Origin of the sequence: Amycolatopsis marina, from assembly GCF_900111885.1 — a bacterium.
Taxonomy (GTDB): Bacteria; Actinomycetota; Actinomycetes; order Mycobacteriales; family Pseudonocardiaceae; genus Amycolatopsis; species Amycolatopsis marina.
This window is the reverse complement of the sequence record NZ_FOKG01000019.1, coordinates 35,299-51,492: the sequence shown is the minus strand read 5'-3', so window position 1 is coordinate 51,492 and position 16,194 is coordinate 35,299. Positions and strand designations below refer to the sequence as shown.

General features: G+C 67.2%; 19 protein-coding genes. 13 read left to right on the top strand and 6 right to left on the bottom strand.

Annotated features, from left to right (window positions below; all coding sequences use genetic code 11):
- Positions 1-225 precede the first annotated feature (225 nt).
- Positions 226-1,008, bottom strand: a complete 783-nt coding sequence (locus tag BM199_RS25860) for a DUF5919 domain-containing protein (RefSeq protein WP_091676592.1) — start codon at positions 1,006-1,008, stop codon at positions 226-228.
- A gap of 151 nt (positions 1,009-1,159) precedes the next feature.
- Here BM199_RS25860 and BM199_RS25855 point away from each other — a divergent pair, with 151 nt between their 5' ends.
- Complete coding sequence (locus tag BM199_RS25855) at positions 1,160-1,795, top strand: class I SAM-dependent methyltransferase (protein WP_091676814.1); 636 nt, start codon at positions 1,160-1,162, stop codon at positions 1,793-1,795.
- A gap of 93 nt (positions 1,796-1,888) precedes the next feature.
- Here the strand turns inward: BM199_RS25855 and BM199_RS25850 are convergent, their stop codons facing one another.
- Positions 1,889-2,698, bottom strand: a complete 810-nt coding sequence (locus BM199_RS25850) for an SDR family oxidoreductase (protein WP_091676590.1) — start codon at positions 2,696-2,698, stop codon at positions 1,889-1,891.
- 88 nt (positions 2,699-2,786) lie between these two features.
- Between BM199_RS25850 and sigJ the strand changes: the two genes are divergently transcribed.
- The 4 genes from sigJ to BM199_RS25825 all read left to right on the top strand — a co-directional run bounded on the left by sigJ (position 2,787) and on the right by BM199_RS25825 (position 6,630).
- Positions 2,787-3,668, top strand: coding sequence for an RNA polymerase sigma factor SigJ (gene sigJ, locus BM199_RS25845; protein WP_091676584.1), 882 nt, complete (start codon positions 2,787-2,789; stop codon positions 3,666-3,668).
- A 214-nt stretch (positions 3,669-3,882) separates the two neighbouring features.
- Positions 3,883-4,617, top strand: coding sequence for an alpha/beta hydrolase (locus tag BM199_RS25835; protein WP_091676581.1), 735 nt, complete (start codon positions 3,883-3,885; stop codon positions 4,615-4,617).
- Between the two features lie 147 nt (positions 4,618-4,764).
- Positions 4,765-6,060, top strand: a complete 1,296-nt coding sequence (locus tag BM199_RS25830; protein WP_245788697.1) for an HNH endonuclease signature motif containing protein — start codon at positions 4,765-4,767, stop codon at positions 6,058-6,060.
- A gap of 96 nt (positions 6,061-6,156) precedes the next feature.
- The gene (locus BM199_RS25825; RefSeq protein WP_091676578.1) at positions 6,157-6,630 is read left to right on the top strand and encodes a carboxymuconolactone decarboxylase family protein; all 474 of its coding nucleotides are present in this window, start codon (positions 6,157-6,159) and stop codon (positions 6,628-6,630) included.
- 19 nt (positions 6,631-6,649) lie between these two features.
- On the opposite strand, the gene BM199_RS25820 is transcribed toward BM199_RS25825, so the two are convergent.
- The gene (locus tag BM199_RS25820; protein ID WP_091676809.1) at positions 6,650-7,369 is read right to left on the bottom strand and encodes an SDR family NAD(P)-dependent oxidoreductase; all 720 of its coding nucleotides are present in this window, start codon (positions 7,367-7,369) and stop codon (positions 6,650-6,652) included.
- 101 nt (positions 7,370-7,470) lie between these two features.
- Between BM199_RS25820 and BM199_RS25815 the strand changes: the two genes are divergently transcribed.
- Positions 7,471-8,343: a helix-turn-helix domain-containing protein gene (locus BM199_RS25815; RefSeq protein WP_091676575.1), complete on the top strand. Its 873-nt coding sequence runs from the start codon at positions 7,471-7,473 to the stop codon at positions 8,341-8,343.
- Positions 8,344-8,429: 86 nt separating this feature from the next.
- On the opposite strand, the gene BM199_RS25810 is transcribed toward BM199_RS25815, so the two are convergent.
- Both BM199_RS25810 and BM199_RS25805 read right to left on the bottom strand, forming a co-directional pair.
- A complete protein-coding gene (locus BM199_RS25810) occupies positions 8,430-8,630 on the bottom strand; it encodes a DUF397 domain-containing protein (RefSeq protein ID WP_091676571.1) in 201 nt (66 codons plus the stop codon).
- Complete coding sequence (locus BM199_RS25805; protein WP_177242790.1) at positions 8,617-9,489, bottom strand: helix-turn-helix domain-containing protein; 873 nt, start codon at positions 9,487-9,489, stop codon at positions 8,617-8,619. Before BM199_RS25805 ends, BM199_RS25810 begins: the two co-directional genes overlap by 14 nt.
- Before the next feature lie 541 nt (positions 9,490-10,030).
- Here BM199_RS25805 and BM199_RS25800 point away from each other — a divergent pair.
- The 5 genes from BM199_RS25800 to BM199_RS25780 all read left to right on the top strand — a co-directional run bounded on the left by BM199_RS25800 (position 10,031) and on the right by BM199_RS25780 (position 12,619).
- Positions 10,031-10,582: a hypothetical protein gene (locus tag BM199_RS25800; protein ID WP_245788695.1), complete on the top strand. Its 552-nt coding sequence runs from the start codon at positions 10,031-10,033 to the stop codon at positions 10,580-10,582.
- A 3-nt stretch (positions 10,583-10,585) separates the two neighbouring features.
- Positions 10,586-10,900 carry a type VII secretion target gene (locus tag BM199_RS25795; protein WP_091676563.1) on the top strand — a complete coding sequence of 105 codons (315 nt, stop codon included), beginning with the start codon at positions 10,586-10,588 and terminating at the stop codon, positions 10,898-10,900.
- 20 nt (positions 10,901-10,920) lie between these two features.
- Entirely contained in the window at positions 10,921-11,667 is a 747-nt protein-coding gene (locus BM199_RS25790; protein WP_091676560.1) for a hypothetical protein, read from the top strand.
- Positions 11,664-12,116 carry a hypothetical protein gene (locus BM199_RS25785; protein ID WP_091676557.1) on the top strand — a complete coding sequence of 151 codons (453 nt, stop codon included), beginning with the start codon at positions 11,664-11,666 and terminating at the stop codon, positions 12,114-12,116. Before BM199_RS25790 ends, BM199_RS25785 begins: the two co-directional genes overlap by 4 nt.
- A gap of 62 nt (positions 12,117-12,178) precedes the next feature.
- A complete protein-coding gene (locus BM199_RS25780) occupies positions 12,179-12,619 on the top strand; it encodes a hypothetical protein (protein ID WP_245788693.1) in 441 nt (146 codons plus the stop codon).
- A 40-nt stretch (positions 12,620-12,659) separates the two neighbouring features.
- Here BM199_RS25780 and BM199_RS25775 read toward each other — a convergent pair whose 3' ends face one another.
- Positions 12,660-13,706: a TRM11 family SAM-dependent methyltransferase gene (locus BM199_RS25775; protein ID WP_091676554.1), complete on the bottom strand. Its 1,047-nt coding sequence runs from the start codon at positions 13,704-13,706 to the stop codon at positions 12,660-12,662.
- A gap of 25 nt (positions 13,707-13,731) precedes the next feature.
- Here BM199_RS25775 and BM199_RS25770 point away from each other — a divergent pair, with 25 nt between their 5' ends.
- Both BM199_RS25770 and BM199_RS25765 read left to right on the top strand, forming a co-directional pair.
- Positions 13,732-14,727 carry a DHH family phosphoesterase gene (locus BM199_RS25770; RefSeq protein WP_091676551.1) on the top strand — a complete coding sequence of 332 codons (996 nt, stop codon included), beginning with the start codon at positions 13,732-13,734 and terminating at the stop codon, positions 14,725-14,727.
- The gene (locus BM199_RS25765) at positions 14,724-16,076 is read left to right on the top strand and encodes an MATE family efflux transporter (protein ID WP_425425590.1); all 1,353 of its coding nucleotides are present in this window, start codon (positions 14,724-14,726) and stop codon (positions 16,074-16,076) included. The genes BM199_RS25770 and BM199_RS25765 overlap by 4 nt, the downstream gene beginning before the upstream one ends.
- Positions 16,077-16,194: the final 118 nt, after the last annotated feature.

The window sequence follows — 16,194 nt, the reverse complement described above, 5'->3', positions numbered from 1 at the left end:
CACGAAACGCGACTTTGTCGCGCTGACCTGGAGTCCTCGCCTTCCGGTTGTCGCTGTCGTCTGCACAGGACTGGATCACTGCTTCGCTGACACTCTTTGTGTACACCGTCCGGTGCTACGCAGGAGGGAAGAACATGATTCGCGTTCGTTGGCGACCAGGTTGGCCCTCCTTTGTCGGTGCGGGCGTGTGGTCAAGGGAAACACTCCCGAGTGTTCCAGTCTCGCTTAGGGCACCGCCTGAGGCTGGACCGCGGGTGGCCAGTCTGACCCTGCGTGCCACAGGCGTTCCGCCTCGGCCAGGAAATGCGAGTACCAAGGATCATCGTCCCGGGTCAACGCGAGAATCGGGCTTGCCTCCCCATCGGGTTCGAATTCGTAGTGTTGTACGCAGACGATTCCGTTGGGCTTGGCCGGTTCCAGGCAGTTGAACCCGGCGGAGGGAATGCTCGAGACAACGCGGATCTCCAAGCGTCCGCCGACACGATCCCGCATGTTGGTCAGATCGTCGAGAATCGCATGAATCCGTTGTCGCAGGTGCTCGGCTCCGAGGCTGTGGGAGATCTGCCGATTCGCGGTTGCCATGAGTGATTCGTTGGTGGGGTCGAGCACCACGATCCGGACCCGGCCACCGTTTTTCAGAATGGGTGGGAGGTCGTGACGCATGCCCTGGACAGTCCTGCTCATGGTGCGACCGGCCAGCAAGATGTCGGAGGCGTTCGCTCGCCTGGTGATCAGGTCGGCAGGAAACTCACGGCGCAGGAAGGTTCGTGATCCCGCGCCTTGGGTCTCCCTGATCTGCTGGGTCACCTTTCTGGATTTGATCTGCGACAGCGCAAGGAGTGCAAGAAGTCCAAGTACGACGGATGAGAGCGTCTTCGCGTCGGACAGCCCCGTGACGCCAAGAACGGTGAATGCCGCGGCAACCAGGGCCAGGATGTACAGATCCAGGTTCTCGTCCTTGATCGTCGCCTGAACGAGGCTTCGCACGCGACCTTGTTTGTGACTCACCCAGTGCTCCAGTCAGGGGCATCGCGAAATCTACACCGTGAACGACTTGAAGGTTACGATGTCGTGCAGATGGACGATGGTGGAGGCCCACAGTGGCGGGGATGATCGGCACTCCGGTCCACATCGAGAAGGCGGAGGTGCCGACGGCACGATGACCGAACACGACACCCAGCGGCTGCGGGGTCTGTGGGAACGCTACGCGCCGCGGTACGACCGGGAAATCGGCTGGTGTGAACGGGTGCAATTCGGTGACGGCCGGGCCTGGGTCTGCGACAAGGCCGAAGGCGAGGTGCTGGAGGTCGCCATCGGCACCGGTCGCAACCTGCCGTACTACCCGGACGGGATCCGGCTGACCGGAATCGATTTCAGCCCTGCCATGCTCGGGATCGCTCGCCGGTGCGCGGCGGACCTCGGCCGGTCCGTCGATCTGCGGGAGGGTGACGCCCAGCAACTGCCGTTCCCCGACGCGTCGTTCGACACGGTGGTCTGCACGCTGTCCCTGTGTGGCATCGCCGACGAGCGGACGGCGATCGCCGAGATGTACCGGGTGCTCCGGCCCGGAGGGACGCTGCTGCTGCTCGACCACATCGGCAGCCAGCACGCGCTGATCCGCTTCGGACAGCGGCTGCTGGAGAAAATCACCGTTCGCACGATCGGCGACTACCAGACCCGGCGTCCACTACCCATCGTGCAGAGCTTCGGATTCGTCGTCCAGGAACAGCAGCGCCTCAAGGCAGGTACCGTGGAACGGCTCTGGGCAAGCAAACCCGCGAACGAGTCCGAATAGGACTCATGAGCGTTGTTCCCGGCGAATCGCACTTTCCCGGGAAAGTGCGGGCCAGGGACCGGCACTTTCCCGGGAAAGTGCGATCCTGACCGGTCAGGGGGTGGTGACGCCGGTGCCGGTACGGTCGCCGGGGAGTCCGATGCCCCGGGCTGCGAGGAAGTCCGCCCAAGTTAGCGTGCCGATGCTCGCCCCCGCACGGGAGAGGTTCTCGCCTGCCCGGTAAGCGCGGCCCGCCTTGCCCGGTACCGGCAACGGCAGCAGCAACCTCCGCTTGCCGTTCGCTCGCAGGTACCCACGGATCAGGTCCGCCATCCCGTGCACCTCGGGTCCGGCCAGATCGGGTACCAGACCGGCAGGCTCACCGAGGGTGAGTTCCGCGAGCCGGTTCGCCACCTCGCCGGAGTCGACCGGCTGGAAGCGAATCGCACCGGGGGCCGGGATGACCGGGAGTTTCGCCATGGTCCGCATGAGGGTGAGAATCAGGTCGTGGACCTGGGCGGCACGCAGCATCGTCCACGGCAGCCCGGATCCGGCCACCACCTGCTCCACGGCCAGTTTGGCCTTGAAGTAACCCACCGGCACCCGGTCCGCCCCGATCACCGAAATGCTCACGAGGTGACGCACGTCCGCATGTGCCGCGCAGCGCACCAGGTTGCGGGTGGCCTCTTCGTCCCCCTTTCCGTTGGCGCCACCCGCGAGATGCACGACCGTCTCGACGCCGCGCACCGCACGGTCGATCCCCTCGCCGGTAACGAGGTCACCGGTGACGTACTGGACGTCGTCGGCGGGCTCGTGACTGCTCCGGCTGAGTACCCGGACCGCGCGGCCCGCGTCCCGCAGCAGCGGGATGACGAGACTTCCGAGCGTGCCGGTGCCGCCGGTGAGCAGAATGGGTGATGTCATGACTTCTCCAAACTCTGTCGCCCGGAGCTGATCTCCCAGGACTGTGGGGTCTACTGCTGTGACACCTCGCCCGGAAGGAATGTGACACGTGGACGAGCGCCATCCGCTGACCGAGCGTTTCGAGGAACAGCGGCCCAGGCTGCGCGCCGTGGCCTACCGGATGCTCGGCTCGGTGAGCGAGGCGGACGACGCGGTGCAGGAGGCATGGCTGCGTCTGAACCGCGCCGATGTCAGTGGCGTCGAGAACCTGCCCGCCTGGCTCACCACCGTGGTGACGCGGGTCTGCCTGAACGTCCTGCGTTCCCGGGAGTCGAGGCGTGAGGAACCGTTCGACGCGCATCTGCCGGACCCGGTGGCGGCTGAGGGGGCGGGGAACGACCCCGAGCAGGAGGCGTTGCTGGCCGACTCGGTCGGGCTGGCGCTGCTGGTCGTGCTCGACGCGCTGGCACCGGCCGAGCGGATCGCCTTCGTGCTGCACGACATGTTCGCCGTGCCGTTCGACGAGGTCGCCGGGATGCTTGAGCGTTCCCCGGCCGCGGTCAGGCAGCTCGCGAGTCGTGCCCGGCGCAGGGTCAAGGGCGCCGAGCCGGTGCCCGACGCCGATCTCAGCCTGCAGCGGCGAGTTGTCGACGCCTTCCTGGCGGCCGCACGGGGCGGGGACTTCGACGCGCTGGTCACACTGCTCGATTCGGACGTGGTGCTGCGCGCCGACCGGGCGGCCGGTCCCACTCCCGCACCGATCCTGGTACGCGGTGCACGCAACGTTGCGAGGGGCGCGCGTCTCGCGACGGAGCGGGCCAGGTTCACCCAGCCGGCACTCGTCAACGGTGCGGTCGGCCTGGTGATGGCCCCGCGCGGCCGGCTGACCCTGGCGCTGGGCTTCACGTTCACCGGCGGCAGGATCACCGAGATCGACGTGATCGCGGACCCGGAACGCCTGGCCAAGCTCGACCTCGCGGTGCTCGGCTGAAGATCTCGGCTCCAGGCCGCTTCTGCGCATCGCTCACCGTCGCCAAATGCGTTGGCGGACCATGGCGGCCACTGCTATGTTTCCGGCGGCCGTGCGAGAGAACGAGGAGGTGGTACCCGTGAACGTATCGACATGGGTGCTCCCGTCCGGGGTCACGGTCGGGCGATAGGTCGTCCGGGAGCGCCGTTCGCGAGCACTCCCGAAAGGCACGACCATGCGGTTCACTTCTGAACAGCGCTTCGACGACGGCGTCCTCGAACGCGAATTCACCCTCGGCGAGATCCCCGGGATCCTGTGGACGCCCGGGTCCGCATCCGCACCGGCTCCGCTGATCCTGCTCGGCCACCCCGGCGGGCTGCAGAAGATGTACCCCCGTCTGATGGCCCGGGCCCGGCACTGCTGCGCGGGGGAGGGCTTCGCATCGGCCGCCATCGAGCTTCCCTGGAGCGGTGACCGGCCCCGTTCCGCCGCCGCCGAGAACGCCCGCGCCGACCTGCACCGGGCGCTGGAGGCCGGCGAGCCGGTCCACGACGAGATCGTCGACCGGCTCGTCCTCCCGCTGGTCGAAACGGCGGCCCCGGAATGGCGGGCCGCCCTGGACGACCTCCTTACGCTGCCCGAGATCGGCGGCCCGATCGGGTACGCGGGAGGGGTGATCGCCATCGGCATCCGGCTGGCGGTGGTCGAGCCGCGCATCTCGGCCGCACTTCTCTTCGCCGGGAGTTTCGTGCCCCGCGCGCTGTTCGAGGAGGCCCGGCAGGTCACCATTCCGTTGCAGGTCCTGCTGCAGTGGGACGACGAAGGAAATGACCGGCAGATGGCCCTGGACCTGTTCGACGCCTTCGGTTCCAAGGAGAAGACGCTGCACGCCAACATGGGCGGGCACATCGGCGTCCCGCAGTTCGAGGGGGATGCCGGGAACCGGTTCTTCGCTCGGCACCTGAAGTGAGACCGGGGCAGTAGGCTGGCCCAGACTGCTGCTGTGCGCCTTGGCCCGTCAACCTTCGAGCTGAACACCCATGGTCACGTTGAGTCGTAGGAGTCTCTTTGGGGTGAATTCGAACGTATGTTCTACGATTCTTGGTAATCTGAAGGTGTGGACGAGGGCACGCGTGTGGCCGGGTCGCTGTGGCAGGTTTCCGATGAGGAGCTGGTCGCGGCGCTGCTGACGCGCGAGGAATCGCTGCGCCGTGCCTACGGTGAGGTGCTGGAAGTGGTGGCCGAGGCGGAGCAGCGTGGCTTGGCCGCCAGTCTGGGTTACCGGGACACGGTCGCTCTGCTGGCCGAGGCCACCCGGCTGTCCCGGCGGGAGGCGGAGGCCCGCCGCATGCAGGCGGTGGCGACCCAGAACTTGGTCGCGACCGGCGAGGCGTTGGGGCGGGGTGCGATCACCGCGGAGCATGTGCGAGTGATTTGCTCGGTGTTCGAGCACTGTCCGGAGTGGGTGCCTGCCGAGCGACGCGCTGCTGATGAGCGGATCTTGTTGGATGTCGCCTTACAGGCGGGTCCGGAGAAGGTGTCTCGTGTCGGTACTCGTCTGCGGCGGTACTGGGATCAGGACGGGCCGACGCCGAAGGACAAGCCTGCGGCGGAGTCGTTGCGGGAGTTTCGTTTCCGGATTGGGTTTGATGGGCGGATGCGGTTCAGTGGCGAGTTCGACGCTGACACCGGTGCCACCCTGCAAGGTCTGCTGGGCCCGCTGGCCAAGCCGCACCCGAAAGGCGAGAACGGCGAGCCCGATGTGCGGACTGTGGCGCAGCGGCAGGGGGACGCGCTGGCGGAGATCGTCGCACTCGCCGCCCGGACCGAGGATTTGTCGGTGCAGGGTGGGGAACGCGCGGTCCTGATCGTGACCGTCACCCTCGCCGAACTGGAGAACCGGGTCAAGGCGGCACTGCTGGATGTGCCGGGGTTTGACACGGTGGATCAGTTGCGGCGGTTGGCTTGTGAGGCGCGGGTGGTGCCCGCGATTTTCGGCCACGACGGCGAGATCCTGCACCTCGGCCGCTCAGTGCGACATGCCAGCTCCGCTCAGCGGCGGGCCCTCGTTCTGCGGGATCGGGGGTGTGCGTTTCCGGGGTGTGATCGGGCGCCGAAGTGGTGCACGCCGCATCACGTATCCTGGTGGATCCATAATGGACGTACGGATCTGGATAATCTGGTGCTGGTGTGCGCCCGGCACCATCGGATGCTGCACCACAGCGGCTGGGACGTCCGAATATGCCACGGGCAGCCGGAATTCCTTCCGCCGCCCTGGCTCGACCCCGGGCGGCACCCGATCCGCAACACCGTGCACGATCCTCCACGGCCGCCCGCCCGCCCCTCGTCGTTCCAGGCGCTTGTGGCCATCCACCCCTGCGCCAAAACTCCTCGTCGAGTACGGACTCGGTGAGACGCACGTCACGCCCAGGTGCTTCGTCCGGTTGTCACGTTTCGTCGCGCCGATCCGTCAGTGCTGTGTAACCGTCGGATCGGCAAGGAGATCACCATGGACGCCCGTCTCAACATCTTCGGCAACCCCGTCGCGGCCAAGTTCTCGAAGTACATCAACTCCGCGGGCAAGGTGGTCGCGGACTCGACACTGCCCGCCGCGACACAGGAGCTGGTGAAGATCCGCGCCAGCCAGATCAACGGCTGCGGCTTCTGCACCGACATGCACACGAAAGAAGCCATGCATGCGGGGGAGACCTCGCTGCGCCTGAACCTGGTGGCGGCCTGGCGAGAGGCCACGGTGTTCACCGACGCCGAGCGCGCCGCCCTGGAGTTGACGGAGCAGGGCACCCGCATCGCCGATGCCGCCGGTGGCGTCAGCGATGAGGTATGGGCCAATGCCGCCAAGCATTACGACGAGGACCAGCTCGCCGCTCTGGTGGGCCTGATCGCGCTCATCAATACCTACAACCGGCTGAACGTCATCATCCAGCAGCCCGCCGGCGGCTACGAGGTCGGCCAGTTCGGCTGACCGGACCAGCGAAATCCAACTACCAGGGCACGGCTCCGTGGCGGTCGATGAACACTCCGGGCAACTCATCGGCGACACAGGCCTGGACTGCCGCCTCGGCGCCTTCCTGGACCGTCTGGATTCCCTGATGTCCGTTGAGGTCGGTCGCCGTGTAGCCCGGGTCGACGGCGTGCACACGGATATCCCGGAGGGATTTCGCGTACTGACTGGTGATCATGTTCAGCGCGGCCTTCGAGGACGGGTACACGAGTGCGTGCAGGGTCGATTCGAGACGGTCGGGATCAGTGGTGACGCCGAACGACCCCACCCCGCTGGACACCATCACGAGGCGCGGGTCCGCCGACCGTCGCAGGAGCGGCAGTAACGCCGCTGTGACGCGGATCGGTCCGATCACGTTCACCTCGTAGACCGGCAGGGCATCGTCGGACACGGTCTCCTCGGGGGAGGCGAACCGGCCGCCGATGCCCGCGTTGTTCACCACGGCATCGAGGCGGCCGGTTGTCTCGTCGACGATCTTGCGGGCCGTGCCCACGGACTCGTCGGAGGTCACGTCGAGCGCGAGCGGCCGGACATCGGCCTTCGGCAGCAGGTCCGCCACACGGCGTGCGGCTGCGGCTCCGCGTTCGGGATCGCGAGAGCCCAGCCAGACTGTCCAGCCCAGCTCCGCCAGCCTGCGGGTCGTCTCGAACCCGATTCCCTTGTTGGCCCCGGTCACCAGGGCGATCTTGTGTGTCGTCATGTTGCCGAGTGTGCGAGCGCGAGGGCGCCGCTGACAGGACTCGTCGACCGTGGGACCGGCGGTCCTACCCACGTCGGTGGCGTACGGGGCATGCTGGAGTCGTGAACCGTCAGGAGCTGGCAGCGGTCGTCCGCCGAGCACGACAACGGGTGACTCCGGGACAGATCGGCCTGCCTGCCGGGCGGCACCGGCGGGTCGCGGGGCTGCGCCGGGAGGAGCTTGCCCTGCTCGCCGGGATCAGCGTCGACTACGTCGTGCGCATCGAGCAGGGCCGCAGCACCCAGCCGTCCGCCCAGGTGTTGACCGCGCTGGCCCGGGCGCTGCGCCTCAGCCAGGATGAGCGGGACGAGCTGTTCCACCTCGCGGGAACGGCGCCGCCGACACCCGGCACCATCGATCTGCACGTCCGGCCGAGCGTGCTGCGGCTGATCGACCGGTTCGCGGACCTGCCGGTTCTCGTGCTCAGCGCGAAGGGGGATGTGCTGGCCTGGAACGCGATGGCCTCCGCCCTGTATGGCGACTGGACGGCGCTGCGGCCGGAGCGGAGGAACATCGTCCGGCTGCAATTCCTGCCCGACCCGAACGATCCGGAGCGGAGCAGGGTGGCCCAGTCACCCGAGGAGCGCGCGAACGCGTCCGCCCTGACGGTCGGGGATTTGCGGGCCGCGGCGGCCCGCTATCCGAACGACCGCGAGCTGCGCCGTCTGCTGGCCGACCTGCGCGCGGGCAGCGAGGAGTTCACACGGCTCTGGGATCGCGGTGGTGCGTCCACAAGGCGCAGTCATCGCAAGACCATCGAGCATCCGCAGCTGGCCCCGATGACACTCGACTGCGACACCCTGCACGTTCCCGACGCCGACCAGCTCGTGGTCGTCTACTCGGCCCCGCCCGGCACTCCCGAGCACGAACAGCTGGCGCTCCTGCGCGTGATCGGTACCCAGAACCTCGCCCCCACGACCGATTCAGCGCGGTAGGCGTCGCACTTTCCCGGGAAAGTGCGATACCCGGCGTGCGCAAGTACCGCACTTTCCCGGGAAAGTGCGGGAGGGGGCCCGGTGGGTCAGGCGTGGTGCTCAGTGAGGGTTGTCAGGAACGCCTGCCAGGCCGGGGTGGGGAAGGACAGCGGCGTGCCCGTGGTGTCCTTCGAGTCCCGCACGGCCGCACGATTCCCCGTGAGCGCGACCTCGACGCAGTTGCCGTTGCCACCGCCGCTGTAGCTGCTCTTGTGCCAATGCGGATCGGGCTGCTCACGTGCGTCCATCGGGGTCCTCTTCCGGTCGGTCGTACTCGCTTGCCAGGCGGGCAAGCGCCGCCGTCGATTGTTCCCGATTCAGTGCTGCTTCGGCCAGACGACGGAGAATCTCCCGGTAGGCGGCGATGTCCTTGGGCTGTTCGAGGAACAGGCCAGCGGTGTGTAGTTCGACGTACACCGTGGGCTTGGCACCGGAGTACTCCAGCATGAACGCACCCTCGGCACCGGTTCTGGCTCCCGCACGAGTCGGAATCACCTGAACCAACCAGTGCGGCAGGGAGTTGAGCAGCACCAGGTGCAGCAACTGGTCGTGCATCACGCGCATGCCGCCGACCGGCAGCCGTAGTGCCTGCTCGTGGATGAGAAACCGCAGGCGGGGCGGATGCGGTCGCCGAGTGAGGTACTGCCGCTGCATTCGGGCACGGACGCGGAGTTCGATGTCGTCGTTGGCGAACCGACCAGCGCCGCGGAAGATAGCTCGCGTGTAGTCCTCGGTCTGGGCCAGACCTGGAACGATCAACGGCTCGTAACTGCTGATCGCTGTCGCCGTGGTCTCCTGCACCACCAGGGACCGCAGTTCGTCGGGCAGTCTCGGGTTGTGCCGTCGTACCCAGACACCGTCCTCGATCTCGGCGTGCAGGTCCAGCAGGCGCTTCAGCTCGTCCGGCGCCACCCGGCAGGTGGCGAGGTAGATCGCGGCTTCCAGCTCGGAGCTCCCGCGCATCCCGGTCTCCACCCTGGAGACCTTGCTCTGCGCCCAGCCCAGCGCCTTGGCGATGTCCCTGCCCTGGAACCCGGCCTTCTCCCGTAGCCGCCGCAGTTCGCTGCCGAGTTCGCGGCGCCGGGCGCTGGATTCGTCGATACCCATGGGCGGCAACGTATGGCCGCGCGACGCCCGCGCCACGCACAAACAGCGACACCTCACCCCAAGGAGGTCGTCGTGTCGCGCAATTGCGGAACCCGCAAGCGTCCCAGGTGGGTGAACGGGAGAGGGTGGGACACGTCGGCGACTGGTCGCAGCCCGCCCCCTTTCGCCCTCATCGTCGGCCCTGCTGGGTGACTGGCGAGCAGAAGCCTCCCCGTCACCGCCAAAGCCCAAGCTAGCTACGAATTCCACCGTTCCGTAGCGCGATTCGGAGCAGAGTTTCGAATACATAGCGTACGAGAATTCCGGCGAACGGGTGATTGATGCGTGCTTCGTGCAATTTATCCGCCTCCGAGACGAGATCTGAGTAGAGTCCGCCGACGTGGACGATCGGAGATGGGGCTTCGAAGAAGCCGAGGACTGGGAGTACGACGAGTCGGAGAGCCAGTCGAGTCCGGTCGCAGAACCCGACGAGACACTGGTCGGGCAGGACGCCGACCAGGTGGTCCAAGTGGTGGTCTCGCCTGAGGCTACTGTCATTGCTGTGCGGTTGTCGCCGCAATGGCATCAGGTAGTCGACTCGCGTCAACTACACGTCAGTGTGCTCTCGGCCGCGAACGCTGCCACGACCAAAGCGCTGGCCCGCAGTGTCGAGCAGACTGACCGCACGGCACCGGCCGTGCCGCTGCAAGAGGTTACCGAGGATGAGTCGGCGCTGACCACGCAGGACGTGGAGCGGCTGCTCGATGCGGTCGACGCCGAGTTGGGCCGATTCACGGCGCGGCTATCAGCGATCGTCGATCAGCCAGTGCAGGTGCGGAGTTCCGGTGGGCACGTGCAGGGCTCGGCACAACGAGGCCATGTGCTTACGCTGGACATCGACGGTGCTTGGTCCGGGCGGGCTCGGCACACCGAGATCGAGACGGAACTCGTCGAGGTGCTCCGGGGTCTGCACGAAGCGAGTACCCCGGGCGATATGGCGGCCGGTCCGAGTGGCAATGCGATTTCTGAACTGATGGTTCTAGCCGCGGATCCGCAGCGTCTTTTGCGTCGTCTTGGCATGCCGGCAGCGACCGATTCCAACGGTGAGAGGTAGCACATGGTTGACATGAAAACGGCGATCTCCGCGCTACGATCAGACGCGGAGATCTGGGACGGTGCGGCGACCGACCTGGATGCGCCGATGAGCGCGATCGGGTCGTTGGGCCTCACCGGACATGACGTGTCGATGTACGGCGTGGACAAGGGAATCGATACCACCTACACCGGCGCACAGACTGCTCTTGAGGATATGTTGAGGCAGGCGGCAGAGAATTTTTCCGACCTCGCGGGCGCGTTGCGGCAGGCCGCCGACATGTACGACCAGACCGAAGCCGATCACCAGCAGCGCATACAAAGCGCCGGCGGTAACTGATGAAGGGTTGGTGATCTGCCGTGACGAGTCCAGCTATTCAGCAAGCTAACGGCAAATTCGGCGAGCTTCAGCAAAAGATCAACGAGTTTTTCGACAAGGTCAACGATGTACTGAGCTGGGTCCCCGGTTTCCTTTCCGATCTTATCGAGCCGATCCAGCAAGGTTTGAACGCGCTCCGGCAGAAGGTGGAGGAGTTCTGGGGTCGGGTCAACCAGTTGATTGATCAGCCGGGTAGCCCCACACGGTTGCATCAGGTGGCCGAGGATTGGGTTAACAAGGTTGGCAATGTCATTGGTGATATCGCTGGCGAGGTCAGTCTCGACAAGATGCAGACAAATCTGGACTGGGAGGGACGAGGCGCCGAGGCGTACAAGGCCACGGTACCGACACAGGTCGACGGGCTGAATTCAGTGAAGGACCTGGCGAACCAACTGCGTAGCTCGCTGGACAATCTGGGCAACGGGATCGAAACGTTCTGGACAGCGATGGCTATCGCAACGGGTGTTTTCGTGGTCGGGGCGGTTGGTGCGATCGCCGCCGCGTGTACCGTTGTCGGGATTCCCGCCGCGATCGCGGCAATCGCAGCCGCAGCGGGTGTCTCAATTGGACTCGTCACGACCGCGATCCTGTCACTGCAGTCTCTGACCAACACCATCTCCACCGAACAGGCCACCATCTCCCAGAAGGTGCATGACCTGGGTGACGAGTGGGCGAAGTCGAACATCGGTACCATGCAGGGCAAGTCAGATTGGCGCGTGATGCAGTGACGGTGATCCGTTCGGCAGCACGAACAGTCGCGAGCACAGGAATCAGTGTTGCCGTGCTGGTACTGGTGGCACTGTTTTGGATTGGTATCACCGCGCCTACCGAAACTCACCCGCTATTCTACTTTGGATTGATTTTCGTCGCTGGGGGAGCATTTAGCCTGCTGTTCGCCGGGGTCGGTGCCGCAACGGCCGGATCGCGGGCTCCCGCTGCGCCAGAGGCTGATCTACGGTTCTTCCAGGGAATCCGCAGGTTGGTGCTCGCCATGTGGTTGTGCGCCGTCGTCGCCGACGCGCTCGGGGTTCTGGTGGTGCTCGCGATCGCGGATGGCCGGGGTGGCACACCGCTGAGCGCCACCACGGAGGTCGTGGTGTTCATTGGGGCTGCGGTCACAATCGTCTGGGCCGGTATAACGTCAGTTGTCATGCGCCGGGTGCTACCCAGAGGTTGAAACCAGTGCGCCGTCGGAACCGGGGACGCCACCTGGACTATCGCGCGATCCCTCTGGTCCGGGTGAATCGCATCAGCACGATCGCTGTGCCGCTCGGGGTTGGTTCGCTCATTCTGTCTACGGTGCTCGCGGCGAGCGCAGTTTACCTGGCATTGCAGCGTCCGCCGGAGCTTTCCCTGCTGTTGACGACAGCGTGTGCTCATGGAGCACTCGCACTCAGCGGAGTTCTCTTCGGAATCGTCGCGATGTTCATGCGTGGCACAGTCTCAGCGGGGCGGATCGAACTCGCAGCCGCCAACGCCGTCCGCCGAGATCTTCTCGTCCTGTGGAACCTCGGCATACTCATGGCGTGTCTAGGCTGGCTCGCTCTCGGTGCCAGTGCCGCTCAGACACCGACACCAATCGTTGTGCCGTCAACCCTTTTCCACACCCTCTTGTCTGCCACGCTAGTCGTATACGACGGCGCTGTCACCGTATTCGCCTACCGTCTGCTGCGCAGCTGACGAGGGTGGGAGTCAGACGAGTTGGTTCACCGCGCAAAGACTACCCCCGGCGTGGCTTTACCGCGACGATCAGGTCGCGCAGGATCGCCTGGTCCACCCGGTGTTCGAGCTGGTCGTACGGGCCGCCCTCGCGCACGTCGAGCCCCGCCCCGGTGAGGATCTCGGTCAGCTCGTCGCGCTTGGCCACATTGGTGTTCCACGAGATCCCGATCGCGCCACCAGGGCGCAGCGCCCGGTTCCACACCGGAACCGCCGCCGCCAGCAGCTCGCGCGGACTGCGCACCGGGCCCGAGCCCGCCGCGCGGCTGCCGTGCTGCACGCCGTACGGGGCATCGGTGACGATCACGTCGACCGAGTCGCGCTTCAACAGCTCGTCGACGGTCAGGGTGTCACAGTTGTAGTACGTCAGCCTGCGTGTGTCGCCTGCCTTGTACCGCTCTTTGGTCAGCCCGAACTCGATGTCCAGCTTCCGTCCGAGTCGCACCTTGTTGCGCCGCACGGCGCCGGTCTCCGCGTTGTGCTTGACCCGCTTGGTGCGCAGCCAGGTCTTGACGAACTGCTCGTAGGCCTCGAAATCCCGGCCGTCCACCTCGAACCCGGTCGCGTCGCATCCGTACATCATCGCGTGGTTCAGCGTGGTTCCCCTGCCGCACAACGGATCGAGCACGTGCACCGGTCCGTCGCGCAGGGTTGTGGCGCGGCCTGCGGCCAGCAGGGTGATGTTCAGCAGCAGTTTGGTGAACAGCTCGTTGGTCTTGCCGGGGTACTTCTGGATGGTGAGCAGATCCGAGTCGAACCACGCCAGCGGGCTGGTGTGGATCGGGCGAAGGAGTTCGTCGCTGATCTCGAACAGCACGTACATCGAGGACAGATCGGACAGATGCCGGACGTCGTCCCCGGTCAGCGGGCGTTCGGTGGCGAAGGTGACGTACTCGGTCCCGGCCAGCTCCCGTTGCTCGATCTCCTGCACTGGCTGGGAGAGTGCGGTGTCGCCGAGGATTTCCAGCTCGGCGCGGAGCAGCCGCGGTGACACGTCGTGGTAGACGCGGTTGGCTGCGGGCAGGATGAGGATCGCGTACTCGGGCATCGGGAGGGAAGCGTAGCTTGCTGTCGTGACCACCCTCGCCCTGGACGACCTCCCGCGCGCCGTTGCGCTGCTGCGGGAGGCCACCGACGTGACCCTGCTGGCCCATGTGCGCCCCGACGCCGACGCGCTCGGAAGCGCGCTCGCTCTCGCCCAGGTGCTGCGGCGCCGCGGGGCGACCGTCCGGGTCAGCTTCGCCGAGCCGGCCACCGTCCCGGAGAGCCTGCGCGGTCTCGACCCCGGGCTGTGGATCCCGGCCACCGAGCTGCCCGAATCGGAGCCGCTGCTGATCGCGCTCGACTCGGCGAGCCCGGCCAGGCTGGGCTCGCTGGGTGAGCGCGTTGGGGTCGTCAAGCGGGCCGGTGGGCGGGTATTGGTGGTCGACCACCACGCCTCCAACACCCGCTACGGCACCGACAACCTGGTGGACGACACCGCGGAGGCGACGGCCGTACTCGTACTGCGGTTGATCGACGAGCTGGGCGAGGAGCTCGACGAGCCCGTCGCCCGCTGCCTGTACGCCGGGCTGGTCACCGACACCGGCGGCTTCCGCAGGGCGACGCCGGAGACGCACCGGCTGGCCGGACGGCTGCTGGCGGCCGGGGTGGACCCGGACCGGGTCGCGCGCGAAGTGGCCGAGGAGCGCCCGTTCGGCTGGCTGCCGATGCTTGCCGGGGTGCTCGCCGGGGCCGGACTGGACACCGGCGCGGCGCGCGGGCTCGGGCTGGCGCACGCCGTGGTGACCGATCAGGACGCTGCCGGGGTTCGTCTCGAGGAGGTCGAGAGCGTGATCGACGTCGTGCGCTCGGTGCGGGAGGCCGAGGTCGCGGCCGTGTTCAAGCAATCGGGGACCGCGCAGTGGACCGTGTCGCTGCGGGCGAAGTCGCGGATCGACGTGTCCGCGGCCGCCCGTGCGCTCGGCGGCGGCGGGCACCGTCTCGCTGCGGGCTGCACGCTCGACGGGACCGCCGAACAGGCACTGGAGCAGGTGCGCGGCGCGCTGGCGGAGGCCCCGCTGCTGTGACTTCCGAAGCTGAGACCCCGGAGCCTGTGACACCGGAAAGCTCGGTGACCGACCGGGTGCCCCCGAAGCGCGTGCTCGGCCTCGCCGTGCCCGCGCTGGGGGTGCTCGCTGCGGAGCCGCTGTACGTCCTGGTCGACACCGCCGTGGTGGGCCACCTCGGGGCGCTGCCGCTGGCCGGGCTGGCGCTCGGCGGTGTGCTGCTCACGCTGGTGTCCACCCAGCTCACGTTCCTGTCCTACGGCACCACCGCCCGCACCGCGCGGCTGCACGGTGCGGGGCGCAGGGCGGAGGCGGTCAGCGAGGGGGTGCAGGCCACCTGGATCGCGATCGCCGTCGGCATCGTCGTGCTGCTCGCCGGCCAGTTGCTCGCCGGGCCGGTGGCCAGGGGACTGTCCGGGGACGCGCAGATCGCCGAACAGGCGGCGTCCTGGCTGCGGATAGCGCTGTTCGGCGCGCCGCTGATCCTGATCACGATGGCGGGCAACGGCTGGATGCGTGGTGTGCAGGACGCGGTGCGCCCGCTGCGCTACGTGCTGGCGGGCAACGGAATCTCGGCCGTGCTGTGCCCGATCCTGGTCTATCCGGTCGGCTGGGGGCTGGAGGGTTCGGCCGTCGCCAACGTGGTGGCCCAGGTGATCTCGGCGGGGCTGTTCCTGCACGCGTTGCGCCAGGAGCGGGTGCCGCTGCGGCCGGACTTCTCCGTCATGCGGGCGCAGCTGGGGATGGGCCGGGACCTGGTGCTGCGCAGCCTGGCGTTCCAGGCCTGTTTCGTCTCGGCCGCCGCTGTGGCGGCCAGGACGTCGACCGCGGCCGTCGGCGCGCACCAGGTGGTGCTGCAATTGTGGACCTTCCTGGCGCTGGTGCTGGACTCGGTCGCCATCGCCGCGCAGTCGCTGGTCGGGGCGGCGCTCGGCGCCGGTTCGTCGCGGCAGGCCCGGGGCATCGCCGGGCAGATCACCCGGTACGGACTGGTGTTCGGTTGTGCGCTGGGTGCCCTGTTCGCGGCGGTGTCGCAGGTGCTGCCGCGCGTGTTCACCACCGACGCCGGGGTGCTGGCCGAGATCCCCAACGCGTGGTGGTTCTTCGTCGCGCTCCAGCCCATCGCCGGGATCGTGTTCGCCCTGGACGGCGTGCTGCTCGGCGCAGGGGACGCGGCCTTCCTGCGCACCGCGACACTGGCCAGCGCCGTACTCGGCTTCCTGCCGCTGATCTGGGCTTCGCTCGGCTTCGGCTGGGGACTGGCCGGCATCTGGACCGGCCTGTCCGTGTTCATGCTGCTGCGCCTCGTGGCCGTCGTGGCGCGGTGGCGCTCCGGGAACTGGGCGGTGGTGGGCGCCGTCCGGACGTGAGGAATCGCACTTCGATAACGGGTATGTTTCGGCGTTGCATAGCCGATACAAGTAATGAGCGGTGCGGCAACGCCGACGCCCGCGACCTGTCCTCGCCCGTCGCCGAAGTCGTCCTCGA

Bases quoted from the DNA above. Each gene is read 5' to 3' on its own strand.
- BM199_RS25855 (WP_091676814.1), top strand. From the start codon at position 1,160: ATGACCGAACACGACACCCAGCGGCTGCGGGGTCTGTGGGAACGCTAC.
- BM199_RS25850 (WP_091676590.1), bottom strand. From the start codon at position 2,698: ATGACATCACCCATTCTGCTCACCGGCGGCACCGGCACGCTCGGAAGT.
- BM199_RS25835 (WP_091676581.1), top strand. From the start codon at position 3,883: ATGCGGTTCACTTCTGAACAGCGCTTCGACGACGGCGTCCTCGAACGC.
- BM199_RS25825 (WP_091676578.1), top strand. From the start codon at position 6,157: ATGGACGCCCGTCTCAACATCTTCGGCAACCCCGTCGCGGCCAAGTTC.
- BM199_RS25820 (WP_091676809.1), bottom strand. From the start codon at position 7,369: ATGACGACACACAAGATCGCCCTGGTGACCGGGGCCAACAAGGGAATC.
- BM199_RS25810 (WP_091676571.1), bottom strand. From the start codon at position 8,630: ATGGACGCACGTGAGCAGCCCGATCCGCATTGGCACAAGAGCAGCTAC.
- BM199_RS25805 (WP_177242790.1), bottom strand. From the start codon at position 9,489: ATGGGTATCGACGAATCCAGCGCCCGGCGCCGCGAACTCGGCAGCGAA.
- BM199_RS25795 (WP_091676563.1), top strand. From the start codon at position 10,586: ATGGTTGACATGAAAACGGCGATCTCCGCGCTACGATCAGACGCGGAG.
- BM199_RS25775 (WP_091676554.1), bottom strand. From the start codon at position 13,706: ATGCCCGAGTACGCGATCCTCATCCTGCCCGCAGCCAACCGCGTCTAC.